The organism is Oceanobacillus profundus, assembly GCF_003515705.1.
GTDB lineage: Bacteria > Bacillota > Bacilli > Bacillales > Amphibacillaceae > Oceanobacillus > Oceanobacillus profundus.
This window is the reverse complement of the sequence record NZ_QWEH01000006.1, coordinates 20,300-35,024: the sequence shown is the minus strand read 5'-3', so window position 1 is coordinate 35,024 and position 14,725 is coordinate 20,300. Positions and strand designations below refer to the sequence as shown.

General features: G+C 39.6%; 12 protein-coding genes. All 12 read left to right on the top strand.

Features of this window, described 5'->3' with window-relative positions; genetic code table 11:
- Positions 1–165: 165 nt before the first annotated feature.
- Positions 166–1,020, top strand: a complete 855-nt coding sequence (ispE, locus tag D1B32_RS10445; protein WP_118889290.1) for a 4-(cytidine 5'-diphospho)-2-C-methyl-D-erythritol kinase — start codon at positions 166–168, stop codon at positions 1,018–1,020.
- Positions 1,021–1,085: 65 nt separating this feature from the next.
- Positions 1,086–1,916 (top strand): pur operon repressor, encoded by an 831-nt coding sequence (gene purR / locus D1B32_RS10440; RefSeq protein WP_118889289.1) that lies wholly within the window; start codon positions 1,086–1,088, stop codon positions 1,914–1,916.
- Between the two features lie 160 nt (positions 1,917–2,076).
- The gene (gene spoVG / locus D1B32_RS10435) at positions 2,077–2,367 is read left to right on the top strand and encodes a septation regulator SpoVG (protein WP_010648994.1); all 291 of its coding nucleotides are present in this window, start codon (positions 2,077–2,079) and stop codon (positions 2,365–2,367) included.
- 322 nt (positions 2,368–2,689) lie between these two features.
- Positions 2,690–4,069, top strand: coding sequence for a bifunctional UDP-N-acetylglucosamine diphosphorylase/glucosamine-1-phosphate N-acetyltransferase GlmU (gene glmU, locus D1B32_RS10430; RefSeq protein WP_118889288.1), 1,380 nt, complete (start codon positions 2,690–2,692; stop codon positions 4,067–4,069).
- 15 nt (positions 4,070–4,084) lie between these two features.
- Entirely contained in the window at positions 4,085–5,038 is a 954-nt protein-coding gene (locus D1B32_RS10425; RefSeq protein WP_095314427.1) for a ribose-phosphate diphosphokinase, read from the top strand.
- 191 nt (positions 5,039–5,229) lie between these two features.
- Positions 5,230–5,865 carry a 50S ribosomal protein L25/general stress protein Ctc gene (locus tag D1B32_RS10420; protein ID WP_095314425.1) on the top strand — a complete coding sequence of 212 codons (636 nt, stop codon included), beginning with the start codon at positions 5,230–5,232 and terminating at the stop codon, positions 5,863–5,865.
- A gap of 154 nt (positions 5,866–6,019) precedes the next feature.
- Positions 6,020–6,583, top strand: coding sequence for an aminoacyl-tRNA hydrolase (pth, locus tag D1B32_RS10415; RefSeq protein ID WP_118889287.1), 564 nt, complete (start codon positions 6,020–6,022; stop codon positions 6,581–6,583).
- 172 nt (positions 6,584–6,755) lie between these two features.
- Positions 6,756–6,986, top strand: a complete 231-nt coding sequence (locus D1B32_RS10410; protein WP_118889286.1) for an anti-sigma-F factor Fin — start codon at positions 6,756–6,758, stop codon at positions 6,984–6,986.
- A gap of 78 nt (positions 6,987–7,064) precedes the next feature.
- Positions 7,065–10,589 (top strand): transcription-repair coupling factor, encoded by a 3,525-nt coding sequence (gene mfd / locus D1B32_RS10405; RefSeq protein ID WP_118889285.1) that lies wholly within the window; start codon positions 7,065–7,067, stop codon positions 10,587–10,589.
- A 368-nt stretch (positions 10,590–10,957) separates the two neighbouring features.
- The gene (gene spoVT, locus D1B32_RS10400; protein ID WP_095314419.1) at positions 10,958–11,491 is read left to right on the top strand and encodes a stage V sporulation protein T; all 534 of its coding nucleotides are present in this window, start codon (positions 10,958–10,960) and stop codon (positions 11,489–11,491) included.
- Between the two features lie 195 nt (positions 11,492–11,686).
- Positions 11,687–13,279, top strand: a complete 1,593-nt coding sequence (locus D1B32_RS10395) for a putative polysaccharide biosynthesis protein (protein ID WP_118889284.1) — start codon at positions 11,687–11,689, stop codon at positions 13,277–13,279.
- Entirely contained in the window at positions 13,272–14,720 is a 1,449-nt protein-coding gene (gene yabN / locus D1B32_RS10390; protein ID WP_118889283.1) for a bifunctional methyltransferase/pyrophosphohydrolase YabN, read from the top strand. Before D1B32_RS10395 ends, yabN begins: the two co-directional genes overlap by 8 nt.
- Positions 14,721–14,725 lie beyond the last annotated feature (5 nt).

The window sequence follows — 14,725 nt, the reverse complement described above, 5'->3', positions numbered from 1 at the left end:
TTAAAAAGTCGACCGTTTTTTAGGAAGTGAAAACCATTTGCACTCAATCTTCACCCTTTCACATGCCTTTCAAAACTTGACCTAACTTCAATCTGGTCGCCTATGCTTTTTTAATATGGTACAATTATTTATATTTTTTAGTACGTGGCAAGGTAGGTGACGTTAATGACAATAATATTGGAAAAAGCTCCTGCAAAAATTAATTTATCCCTTGATGTATTAAGAAAACGAACGGATGGGTATCATGATGTAGAAATGATTATGACGACGATTGATTTAGCTGATCGCATTGAATTGTATGCTTTGGAAGAGGATAAAATTGTGATAGCTCTTGAAAGCAGGTATGTACCAAATGATGAACGGAACTTGGCATATAAGGCCGCACGTGCTTTTAAAGATACCTATGGAATTAAGACAGGTGTCCATATTAATATGGAAAAACATATACCAGTGTCAGCAGGTCTTGGCGGGGGGAGTACAGATGCGGCAGCAGTACTCAGAGGGCTCAATCGATTATGGTCATTAGACATCTCACTCGATGAGTTGGCAAAGCTTGGCTCTACAATTGGTGCGGATGTGGCGTTTTGTATCTATGGTAACACCGCAATTGCGCGAGGTTATGGAGAAAAAATCGAAAAGCTACCTTCTCCACCCCCTTGTTGGGTAGTATTAGCAAAGCCGGATATTGGTGTATCGACGAAGACAATTTTTGGCCAAGTGAACGTGGACAAACTTACCCATCCTAATACAAATCAAATCCTGCATGCAATCGAAAAGCAGGATTTCAATAACCTTTGCAGGCATATTGGCAACTCCTTAGAATCTGTTACGTTTAAGCTCCATCCAGAGGTGGAACGTATTAAAGAAACAATGATTCAAGCAGGTGCTGCTGGTGTTTTAATGAGCGGGAGTGGACCTACGATTTACGGATTGGTTGAGCACCAAAGTAAAGCAAAGCGAATCTATAACGGAATGCGCGGATTTTGCGACGAGGTTTACCTTGTTCGATTATTAGGGTAAATATTGCCAAAAAACGTATGAAAATGGTATATTATTAATTAAATATACGGTTTTGAGGTGTGAAAATGAAAAGAAGTAACCGGTTAGTTGTTTTGACTGATTTCTTTCTGGAGAACCCACGGAAACATATACAATTACCTTATTTTGTAAGGTTATGTGATACAACGAAGTCTTCTATTAGCGAAGATTTAGATATAATACATGCTGTTTTTCAAAGTCAAGGCATGGGATATCTGCAACGATCCACTGGTGCTGGTGGAGGGGTGAAGTATATCCCTGAATATTCGCAGGAAAATAATATGCAATTTATTGAGGAGTTACGAAAAAAATTAGAAGACCCGAGCAGAATATTGCCAGGGGGATACCTTTACATGAGCGATTTACTTGGTGACCCACAGACCGTCAGAGAAATCGGTCGTGTATTTGCTTCGAAGTTTTCCAAAATGGATATTGATGTGATTGTAACAGTAGCAACGAAAGGGATTCCTTTGGCATATGCTGTTGCATCTTTCTTGAATGTACCAGTAGTCATTGCAAGAAGGGACCCCAAGGTGACAGAAGGATCATCGGTTAGTATTAACTATGTATCTGGTTCGTCTAGGAAAATACAAACAATGGTCTTACCAAAACGCAGTCTGGAAGAAGGGGCAAATGTTTGCATCATCGATGACTTCATGAAAGCTGGCGGAACAATTACAGGTATGATTAATCTGTTATCTGAGTTTGATGCCCATGTTCAAGCGATTGGTGTACTTGCAGAAGCAGACGACGAAGAAGAAGAACGAATTGTCGATCATTACACATCACTTGTTAAAATATCAAATGTAGATATGCGACATCATACGATTGAAATTCAAGCAGGGAATTTTGTGGAAGATCTCACCAATTTTGAATGATCCCGATTGAAAGATGGCAATTTATGAATGACTCCACCTTTTTCTAAAAAAACATCCTATATTTAAAATATTTAACTTTTTTTATATTTTAAGCAGGATTTTAAATTCTTTTGTTGAACTAGTTACAGTAAGTTCAAATGGGAAAAGGTGGTGAAACATCATGGAAGTAACAGACGTTAGATTACGCCGCGTTAATACAGAGGGCAGAATGCGAGCAATTGCATCTATCACGTTAGATCAGGAATTTGTTGTTCACGATATCCGTGTCATTGATGGAAATAACGGGTTGTTTGTGGCAATGCCATCTAAAAGAACTCCTGATGGGGAATTTCGCGATATTGCACACCCGATAAACTCTGGTACTCGTTCTAAAATTCAAGATGCGGTGCTGGAAGAATATCGCCGGGCAGGAGAAAGTGAAGTTAAATACGAAGAGGCGGGAGCTTCCTAAATCGTCATGACTATATTAAAAAGGGGTCTAATCTGTTCTAGGTTAGCCTTTTTTCTTTGTGGTAAGCTAACTGGTAATATATTCCGAAATATACCTGTCATATTTTTTATTACAATTGGCAGAAGGACTGAATACGCCTTATATAAAAAAGCTCTCCGTATATAAAAAATATCTCCCCTGATTCAAAACAAACCAAATTAGTGAAATCAACATAGGTTGAATAGCTCTGTTTCATATGATTTCCTCCCCCTAACCTGTTGAAATCAAACGTTTTTTACGATATATTTTAAAATGGATAATTAGAAAACCTGGAGGTTACCTTATGAATAATCGTTATGCTGTTATTCTGGCGGCAGGGCAAGGAACGAGAATGAAATCAAAGCTTTATAAAGTGTTGCACCCTGTCGCTGGACGTCCGATGGTAAAGCATGTAATAGATCAGTTAAATACCGTACATTTAGATAAAATGATAACTATTGTTGGCTTTGGCGCTGAACAGGTAAAAGAGCAAATTGGGAACGTCAGTGAATTTGTTATACAAGAAGAGCAGTTAGGTACAGGCCATGCGGTGTTGCAAGCGGAGGATTTGCTTAAAACAAAACAAGGTACAACTATTGTTGCTTGTGGTGACACGCCTTTAATCACGGGAGAGACCTACCAAGCATTATTCGCCTATCATGAACAGCAAGGTGCCAGCGCAACAATTTTGACAGCTAAGACAGAAAATCCGGCAGGTTATGGCAGGGTTATTCGCAATGAATCAAGCGAAGTAGAACGAATTGTCGAGCACAAGGACGCAACTGAATCAGAGCTTCTTGTTAACGAAATCAATACTGGAACCTACTGTTTTGATAATGAGGCGCTTTTTGCTGCATTACAAGAGGTTTCCAATGATAATGCGCAAGGTGAGTATTATTTGCCGGATGTCATCGAAATTCTGCGAAATAAAGGCCAGAAAATTAGCGCTTATTTAACGCCAGATTTTGATGAAACATTAGGGATTAATGATCGAGTTGCACTTGCACAAGCAGAAAAGACAATGAAAAAGCGTATTAATGAAATGCATATGCGAAATGGTGTCGCGATTATCGACCCAGATAATACATACATTGAGCCAGATGTTGTGATTGAATCTGACGCTATCATTCACCCCGGAACAGTTTTAAAAGGAACGACGACGATTAAAGCAAATGCAGAAATTGGACCAAATAGTGAGGTTAACAATTGTTATATTGGAGAAAGTACGGTTGTTAAACACAGTGTAGCAAACGAAAGCAGAATTGGAGATCGTGTTAACATTGGCCCATTCGCACATATAAGGCCAGACTCAACTATCGGAAACGATGCAAAACTAGGTAACTTCGTAGAAATAAAAAAGACATCACTTGGTGATAATAGCAAGGTTTCGCACCTAAGTTATATTGGTGATGCAAATGTAGGAAGCAATGTGAACGTTGGTTGTGGTACAATAACAGTAAACTATGATGGAACAAACAAGTTCTTGACGACAATTGAGGATGACGCATTTATTGGTTGTAACTCCAACCTTATCGCACCTGTAACGATAGGAAAAGGATCTTATGTTGCCGCAGGATCTACAATCACAGATGACGTCCCAGAAGATGCCTTATCTATCGCAAGAGCAAGACAAACGAATAAAGACGGTTACGTAGCAAATTTAAAAAATAGAAAAAAAGATTAACGGAGGTTATATTTCATGGCATCTAGCTATAAGGATTCATCGTTGAAAGTATTGTCGCTGAACTCCAACCCTAAATTAGCGCAGGATATTGCTGCCCATATTGGAACGACATTAGGAAAATGTACCGTATCCAAATTCAGCGATGGTGAAGTGCAAATCAATATCGAAGAAAGTGTTCGTGGGTGTGACGTATATGTCATCCAATCCACTTGCGCTCCCGTTAATCAGCACATTATGGAACTGTTAATCATGATTGATGCGCTAAAGCGTGCTTCAGCAAAATCAATCAATATCGTTATGCCTTATTATGGGTATGCAAGGCAGGACCGTAAAGCACGGTCACGTGAACCAATTGCAGCTAAATTGGTTGCAGACTTAATTGAAACAGCAGGTGCAAATCGTGTTATTACGCTTGACTTACATGCACCGCAAATTCAAGGTTTCTTTGATATTCCAATTGATCATTTACAAGGTGTTCCAATTTTATCAGATTACTTTGAAGCGAAAGAACTAGAAGATGTGATTATTGTTTCCCCGGATCATGGCGGAGTTACACGTGCACGTAAAATGGCAGATCGTCTAAAAGCTCCAATTGGAATTATTGATAAAAGACGTCCACGTCCAAATGTTGCTGAGATCATGAATATTATCGGGAACATTGAAGGAAAAACAGCTATTTTAATTGATGATATTATTGATACTGCAGGAACAATTACACTTGCTGCGAACGCTTTAATAGAAAATGGAGCGAAAGAAGTGTATGCTTGTTGTACACACCCTGTATTATCTGGACCTGCAATAGAGCGTATTAATAATTCACAGATCAAAGAGCTTGTCATTACGAATAGTATTCCACTTCCGGAAGAAAAGCATAGTGACAAAATTACCGCTTTATCTGTCGCACCGTTAATTGGAGAAGCAATCGTACGTGTGCATGAATTGCAATCTGTAAGTATCTTATTTGATTAATGGTTTAGATTGACCGAATTTCGGGAATTAATTGTACTAACAGTTTTTTAACTCCGTGATTTACACATATTTTGTTTAGAAATAGAGTATGAACGAAGGTGGAGGCGACCGGGTAGCGACCTATTGAGGTGAGAGAAGTCTCGCTAGTCGCTGGGAGCTGGAGCTGGATTAAAAATTGGAGGATGATGAACATGGCAGTAAAATTAAAAGCAGCGAAACGGGAAAGTCTTAAAAAATCAGCAAATAAAGAAATTAGACTAAGCGGACAAGTTCCAGCAGTAGTCTACGGGAAAAATAAAGAATCAAAGAATGTAGCAGTGGATAGTATCGAGTTATTGAAAACTGTTCGTGATGAAGGTAGAAACGCAATTATTTCCCTTGATATCGAAAATGATAGCTCGGTCGATGTCATGCTACACGAATATCAAATGGATCCAATTAATGATCAGTTAATTCACGTCGATTTCTACGTTGTAAATATGGCGGAGGAAATGGACGTGGCTGTAGCTATTCGATTAGAAGGAGAAGCGCAAGGCTCAAAAGACGGAGGCGTATTACAGCAACCGTTATATGAAGCACAGGTACGTGCAAAGCCTAGTGATATTCCGGAAGAAATCACGGTTGATGTTTCCTCTCTTGGTTTAGGAGAAGGATTAACAGTAGGTGATTTAAAAGTTACAGGAAGCTTTGAGATTTTGGAAGATCCTGAAACAACAGTTGTTACAATTGTAGCACCTGATACAATGGAAGATATTGAACAGGCTCCGGATGAATCTGCTGAACCAGAATTAGTTGGAAAAGAGCAGAATAATTCAGAAGAAGCATAACAACGATATGGAATAACAACATGTACCCTCCTTTAAGAATCTGGTAGTATATTCTTAGTAGGAGGGGTTGTTGTATTGAATCCCTCTTTAGGAGGAAGTTCAAAAAGTCCTTTTTATCCTCCTTTTGAACATACACTTTTAGGAGGATGTTAAGATGAAATGTATTGTAGGATTGGGTAATCCTGGTAAAAAATATGAAAAAACGCGTCATAATATTGGTTTTATGGTGATTGATGAATTATTGGATCGTCATCACTGGAAATTGGATAAAACGAAATTTAAAGGCGATTATGCACTGGAGAATTATTCTGGTGAAAAGCTTATACTCCTTCAACCGCAGACATATATGAATCTTTCTGGAGAATCTATTCGTCCACTAATGGATTATTATGATGTTGATTTAGAAGATGTTCTTGTAATTTATGATGACCTTGACCTTCCTTCAGGGAAGATTCGCCTTCGTCAAAAAGGAGGACATGGTGGTCATAATGGTGTAAGATCAACAATAGCTCACTTAGGAACAAAGGAATTTAAACGTATTCGTCTTGGAGTTGGCAGACCTGTATCGCCTCTTCCAGTAGTGGATTACGTGCTAGGCTCCTTTCCAAAGGAAGAGAAGGAAGATGTTGAGCGTAGCATCGGGCATGCGGCAGATGCTTGTGAGTCATGGCTGGGAGGAAAAGCGTTTGTTGAAGTAATGAATGATTATAATAATTGATACATAAGCTTATAGTAATTAGCTTCCTATAGCACATGTATAAAATAAGACCAACAGGATAAACTTTTAAGAGGTTGTTCAAAAAGTCCGGTGAAAATGACACTTCGCATTACTTCATTCCTTTTTGAATACGGACTTTAGACATTTTAATGTTTATTCGAGGTGGTAACTTATGACAATTATATATCGGTGCAGACATTGTGGGCAAACCGTTGGAAGGCTAGAGCAGAAGGTTGTCGACACAACAATGTTGGGTTTTGATCAATTAAACAAGAAAGAGCTAGAAGAAATGATCCGTTATGATGGGAATGGAAATATGCAAATACAAACGATTTGTGAAAACTGTGAGCATGCTCTAGGACAGCATCCAAATTATCATGAATTGGATTATTTTATACAATAACATACGCAGCAAAAGCTTTGGTTATGTAGACCAAGGCATTTTTGCGCTTATATATACATGTTTAAGAGGAGTTTGACAATGAAGGGTATTAATTATTATTTACAATCAAAAGAAGATATCCAGTCGATTATTAATGGAATTGACAGTGGAATGCGTGAGCAATTAATTGCGGGTCTCTCGGGATCTGCAAGAAGCATTCTTGTATCCGTAATCGATCAATCGATTAACAGGCCTGTGCTTTTGGTAACACACCAACTAGTACAGGCCCAGCAGCTATATGATGACCTATCCGAGTTTATGGGCGAAGATGATGTACACTTATATCCGGTCAATGAATTGATAGCTTCTGAGATATCGATATCCAGTCCGGAATTGAGAAGTCAGCGTATTGAAGCGCTGACAGCATGGTCCCGTAAGAAATCAGGCATTCTTATTACACCAGTAGCGGCATTAAAACGGATTTTGCCACCTAAAAGTTATTGGAGTAAGTATCAACTCCGATTTGTAACTGGGGAAGATATTGCAATTGATTCGTATTTGTCCTCACTTATCGATATGGGGTATGAACGAACCTCTATGGTTGCTACACCTGGTGAATTCAGTCGGCGCGGTGGAATTATTGATATTTATCCAATTACCGAACAACACCCGATTCGCATTGAATTATTTGATGAGGAAATTGATTCTATTCGTTATTTTGATGCAGAGACACAACGATCGCTTGATCGGGTAGAGAACGTTACAATTGGGCCTGCCACAGAACTATTGCTAACAGATGAAGATGTGCTGGCATCAGCGAATAAACTCGAGGAAGCATATGCGGCAACGCTTAAAAAAATGAAAGCATCAAGTGCAAAAGAAAAGCTCATCGAAGTCATTGAACAGGATATAAGCCGGTTAAAGAATTTAGAGCGCTTTCAGGAAATGTATAAATATATCGGTTTTCTATATGAAAACCCTGCTAGTTTATTAGATTATCTCGATTCTGATGGTCTAATCGTATTAGATGAAATGAGCAGGATTCAAGAAACAGCTACACATCTGGATATGGAAGAAGCCGAATGGTACAGCAGCTTGCTTGAGTCAGGCCAAATGGTGCGAAACAGCAGGTTTTCTCTAGATTGGGATACAGTTTTAGAGATGATGAAGCAGCAACGAATCTATATGTCTGTATTTTTACGTCATATACCAAATACACAGCCACAAAATATTATTAACTTATCGTCGCGGGCAATGCAGGAATTTCATGGCCAAATGCACTTATTTAAAACAGAGCTGCAACGATGGGAAAAGAGTGATTTCTCGGTTGTGATTCTTGCTCCGAATGAAGAGCGAGCAGAAAAAATCCATTCAATTTTAGCAGATTATGATATTGAAGCGGGCATTGCATCTGAATTAAGGTTGCCAGTAGATCAGCCAACGATAGCGATTGGAAATATTACGAGCGGGATTGAACTCCCGATGCATAAGCTATCCATTATCACGGAAAATGAGTTATTTAAAAAACGCGTTAAGCGTACACGCAAGCAGCAAAAAATTTCCAATGCGGAACGAATTAAAAGCTATCAGGAACTTAAGGTCGGTGACTATGTCGTTCATGCTAATCATGGGGTAGGGAAATACCTTGGGATTGAGACACTTGAGGTAAATAATCTGCATAAAGATTATATGCTGCTCAAGTATTCTGGAGATGACAAGCTATTTGTTCCAATTGAACAAATCGATCTTGTACAGAAATTTGTAGGCTCAGAAGGTAAAGAACCGAAAGTGTATAAACTTGGCGGAACCGAATGGACAAAGGTGAAGCGGAAAGTCCAATCATCCGTTGAAGATATTGCAGATGATTTAATCAAGCTGTATGCAGAACGAGAAGCGAAAAAGGGATTTGCCTTTTCCGAGGATACCGAAATGCAGCGGGAATTTGAGGCCTCATTTCCGTATCAAGAAACAGATGACCAGCTTCGTTGTATCGAGGAGATTAAACAGGATATGGAAAGGCAGCAGCCAATGGATCGCCTCCTCTGTGGAGATGTTGGTTACGGAAAAACAGAAGTAGCAATCCGGGCGGCGTTTAAAGCAGTAGCTGATGGGAAGCAAGTAGCGTTACTTGTTCCAACGACAATTTTAGCACAGCAGCACTTTGAAACGATTCGCGAGAGGTTTCAGGATTATCCAATCAATATTGGACTTTTAAGCAGATTCCGTACGAGAAAACAACAAACAGAGACGTTAAAAGGAGTACGCCAAGGGACTATCGACGTAGTAATTGGTACACATCGCCTTCTATCCAAGGATGTTGAATATCGTGATTTAGGTTTACTGATTGTCGATGAGGAACAGCGTTTTGGTGTAAAGCATAAAGAGAAAATTAAGCAATTGAAAACGAATGTTGATGTATTAACTTTAACAGCAACCCCAATTCCAAGAACATTGCATATGTCGATGCTCGGTGTTCGAGATTTATCTGTTATTGAAACACCACCGGAAAACCGTTTCCCAATACAAACCTATGTGATGGAGCACAATCCGCTTTTTGTTCGAGAGGCGATTGAACGCGAGATGGCACGTGGTGGGCAAGTGTTTTATCTCTATAACCGTGTTGAAAACATTGACAAGGTTGCTCGTGACATTGGGATGCTTGTCGATGATGCCCGAATTGCAGTTGCACATGGTCAGATGAATGAAACAGAGCTTGAAAATGTTATTTTTGGTTTCTTAGAAGGTGAATATGATGTGCTTGTCAGTACAACGATTATTGAGACGGGTGTAGACATTCCGAATGTTAATACACTAATTGTCAGTAATGCTGACCGAATGGGGCTCAGTCAGTTGTATCAATTAAGAGGACGTGTTGGGCGTTCGAATCGTGTTGCGTATGCATACTTTACGTATCAAAAGGATAAAGTTCTGACAGAAGTTGCCGAAAAGCGCCTGCAGGCAATCAAGGAGTTTACAGAACTTGGTTCGGGATTCAAGATTGCAATGCGTGACCTTTCTATTCGTGGAGCAGGTAACCTGCTTGGTGCACAGCAGCATGGATTCATTGATTCTGTTGGGTTTGATATGTATTCACAAATGCTTAAGGATGCTATTGATGCACGGAAGGCTGGGAAGGAAATAGAGGATATTACACCGTTTGAGCCTGAGTTAGCACTTCAGATTGATGCCTATATTCCAGATGGGTATATTAAAGATGAGAAACAGAAAATTAATATTTATAAGCAATTCCAAGCGATGGATTCTGCTGAAGATGTTTCGGAGCTTAAGGATGAATTAATTGACCGTTTTGGCGATTACCCAGTAGAGGTAAGCAACCTTTTCACAGTGTCTTCTCTAAAAATGTATGCCAAAAGAGAACGTGTCGAGTCCATTACAGAACGGAACAAAAAAATTGTCATCCTTGTCGATGATGCGCGTAGTCAGCAAATTGACGGTTCAAAGGTATTTGAAGTGGCGAATACGTTTGGGCGTAATGTCGGCTTAGGGACAGAAAGCAATAAATTGAAAATTGCCTTTAAGTGGACGAGTGAAACAGAACATAGCAGATACGATTTAGTTGAGGAATTTATCAAAAAACTAAACAGCGTTAATCGGGATAAATAAAAATACGCTTCTTCTAAAATATATTTTCCATGGAATGTATAGTTATTTTTGGATGATTTATACTAAAACCACACCTGGTGATTTTTACACGTTAAATGAGTGTTCAAAAGGAGGATAAAAAGGACCGCGGTCGGCTAAGGTCGCAACGTCCTTTGTGACGCCGACACTAGCACGTCCTGTGCCTCGAAGTTCCACGTACCGGGCTTCCACAGGATGTGGTGACTTTGACATTCGACACAGGACGTGTCGGAACTTAGTCGAAGGTCTACTGCTCTTGGAGTGTCATTTTTACCGGACTTTTTTGAACTTCCTCGTTAAGCAAACAACAAAACATGAGTAATCATCATTAGAAAGTGAGGCTGCTTAGAATGAAAGCAACAGGAATTGTACGTAGAATTGATGATTTAGGCAGAGTGGTTGTGCCAAAGGAAATTAGAAGAACGTTACGAATCCGTGAAGGAGATCCGCTCGAAATTTTCGTTGACCGAGAAGGAGAAGTTATTTTAAAGAAATATTCTCCTATTAATGAATTAGGGCACTTTGCCAAAGAATACGCAGAAGCTTTATTTAACTCGCTTCACTCACCAGTACTGATTAGTGATCGAGATGAAGTCATTGCGATTGCTGGGGAGTCGAAAAAGGATTATTTAAATAAAAGTATTGGCGATCCATTAACACAAACAATTGATAAAAGGTCGCAAGTATTTGAAGTTGATCCCACAAAATTAGAGGTTATAGAAGGGCAAGAGCAGGATCTGCAATCTTACTGTATCAGTCCTATTATTGCAAACGGAGATCCCATTGGGTGTGTAATGATATTTTCCAAAGAGGAAAAGCTTAGTAAAGTAGAGCAGAAAGCTGCCGAAACGGCTGCCGTATTCTTGGCCAAACAAATGGAATAGTACTTAATTTCATACATGCTGTCTCAGAGAGGATTTTATCCTTTGGAGACAGCTTTTTTAAATGTCAGAAAGAAAACAGAAACAACAGATAAAAGTGCGGATGATTTAAATACGCATCGGGTATTTCTTCTTTCGTTATTTGGTCCCAAACCTATGGTATACTAATAGCAAATTTAAGTTAAAGGGCGCTTACGAATGAATGAGAATGAAACAAATAAGCTGGTGAAAGGTGCATTGCTGCTCATGCTAGCAGGACTCATCAGTAAGGTATTAAGTGCGGGCTATCGAGTGCCGTTACAGAATCTAACAGGAGATATAGGATTTTATATTTACCAGCAAGTCTATCCAATTCTTGGGATCGCCATGATGCTTGCGTTGTATGGCTTTCCATCTGCTGTTTCCAAAATGACCGTGGAGTTAAAAGCAGCTGGCAAAAGCTTATCTCTTCACAGTTTTTATATTCCAGTTTTTTTGCTATTACTAGCATTGAATGGAGCAATATTTCTTTTTCTTTTTTGGAATGCAGATTCAATTGCCGGCTTGGTTGGTGATGTACAATTAACATATACATATCGGTTAGCTGCATTTGCTTTTCTGCTTGTTCCTTTTTCTGCTTTGTTACGAGGGGTTTATCAAGGAACTTACGAAATGAAGCCGAGCGCTTACTCACAAGTGATTGAGCAGCTTGTTCGAGTATGTATCATTATCGCAGCAGCAATATATGTTGCTTTTGGAAATCATTCCTTGTATGTGATTGGTCAAGCAGCTGCAATTGCATCCATTTGCGGGTCTTGTGCTGCTATTGTTATCTTGGGTATTTACGTTGCGAAGCGTCGTCCATGTTCGAGAGAGCGTTATGAAATCCCTTGGAAATATTATGTCCGCACGTTGCTGATTCTTGGGCTTGTTGCTGCATTAAACCATATGGTACTGCTCGTTATTCAGTTTGCGGATGCATTCACATTAATTCCAGGACTTAGGGAGTATGGGCTGTCCAAAATAGAAGCAATGGAAGCCAAAGGGATATTTGACCGCGGCCAACCATTGATTCAGCTTGGTACTGTGCTTGGCTCATCCTTTGCATTAGCATTACTCCCATCGATCTCCAAGCAGAAGTTAAAAGGCGACCCATCCACATTTTATCCGTATATCCGTGGTGCAATGCTATTTAGTTTTTATCTAGCTATTGGTGCGACCATTGGATTGATTGCTATTTTTCCAGAGGCGAATCGATTATTATTCCAAGATGAAAGTGGAACACAGGCATTGCAATTACTTGTACTTGCCATCTTTCTTTGCTCGGTAGCAATTACAGCGGCATCCATTCTTCAAGGCTTAGGACATATAAAACGAACTGCAGGCTTTATTCTCGTTGCCTTTTTTGTAAAATGGATCGGAAATCAGTTATTAGTACCATTATGGGGAATAGCCGGAAGTGCAATGGCTACGGTAGTTAGCTTACTTATTTTCTTTACGCTCGTCATGTATGAGCTAAGGAGAAAGTTGCCCGAGCTCCGATTGTTAAAACGCGTTCGTTTTCGAGCTCTTATTCTAGGAAGTGTTTCGATGCTTGTTTTTATAGCTCTTATGGATTGGTTATTCTCGGCACAAGCTTCTGCTTCTCGCATTGCCTTGCTCATATATATTGTATTTATTGCAGTCATTGGCGGAGTTATTTTTATCATTTGTTTGCTGCGTTTTCGAGCCTTTACGAAGGAAGAATTACGCATGTTACCGAAATCAGAACTATTTATACGTTTTTATAAAGGGAGGAATTATGATGAGTAAAATTGAAATTATCGGTCTCGGTGCCGGTGATGTGAATCAGCTGCCATTTGGTATCTATAAAAAATTAGTACATGCAGAGATGGTTGTCTATTCCCGAACATTGGACCATCCAGTTATTGAATCATTACAAGATGAAGGGGTGCGATTTGAAGCCTTTGACCATATGTATGAGGAAGAAGAGCAGTTCGGTGCGGTATATGAGCGGATAACGAATGCTCTATTGGAGCAAGCAAAAGCAGTAGAAACACTTATTTATACTGTTCCCGGTCATCCAATGCTTGCAGAAAAAACGGTCCAGCTTTTATTAGAGCAGACAGAAATTGAGGTCGAGGTTATGGGAGGGCAAAGCTATTTGGACAATTTATTCACCTCGTTAAAAATTGATCCTATTGAAGGCTTCCAATTTGTAGACGGTACGTCCTTTACTCGAAGTCAACTGGATTACCGACATCATATTATTTTTTGCCAAGTATATGATCGCTTTGTTGCTTCGGAAGTAAAGCTTTCACTTCTTGAGGATCTGCCGCCAGATTATGAAGTGATTATTGTTGAGGCTGCAGGTAGTAAACAGGAAAGCATAACGAAAGTTTCTTTGGAAGAGCTTGATCACACGATGGAGATCAGCAATTTAACGAGTGTTTATATTCCACCAGCTCCCGACAACTTATTACACCACACGTTCGATCACTTACGAGAGGTAATGGCAACATTGCGATCTCCAGATGGTTGTCCGTGGGATAGGAAGCAAACACATGAATCACTAAGGGAATATAGTATTGAAGAAGTATATGAGCTTGTTGATGCGATTGATGCTGGGGACGATAACAATATCATTGAGGAATTAGGAGATATACTAATGCACGTGATTCTCCATAGTCAAATTGGTGAGGATGATGGCTATTTTACGATAGATGATGTAATCCGCTCCGTTACAGATAAGATGATCTATCGCCACCCGCATGTATTTTCAAATACGAAGGTCGATTCTGTCGAGGATGTAAATCGAAACTGGGAAGAATTGAAGAAGGCGGAAAAGGGAGAGGAAAGGGAATCCGTGCTAGATGGTATTCCAAAACACCTTCCATCGCTTGCAAAGGCTTTTAAACTGCAAAAGAAGGCTGCAAAGGTCGGTTTTGAATGGGAAGATGTATCAGGTGTTTGGGAGAAGCTTGATGAGGAACTAAAAGAAGTCCAAGAAGCGATTGAAGAAAACACACTATTGGAAATGGAAGATGAATTTGGCGATGTATTGTTTGTGCTAGCAAATCTAGCGAGGTATTATAAAATTAACCCAGAACTAGCTTTAAACCGAGCGAATAATAAATTCCGTTCCCGCTTTACGTATATTGAAGAACAGCTTACGAAAAAGGGTATAGATATAAAGCAAGCGAGTCTTGAGGAAATGGATGCTTATTGGGATGAAGCAAAAGAAAGAGAGTGATGACC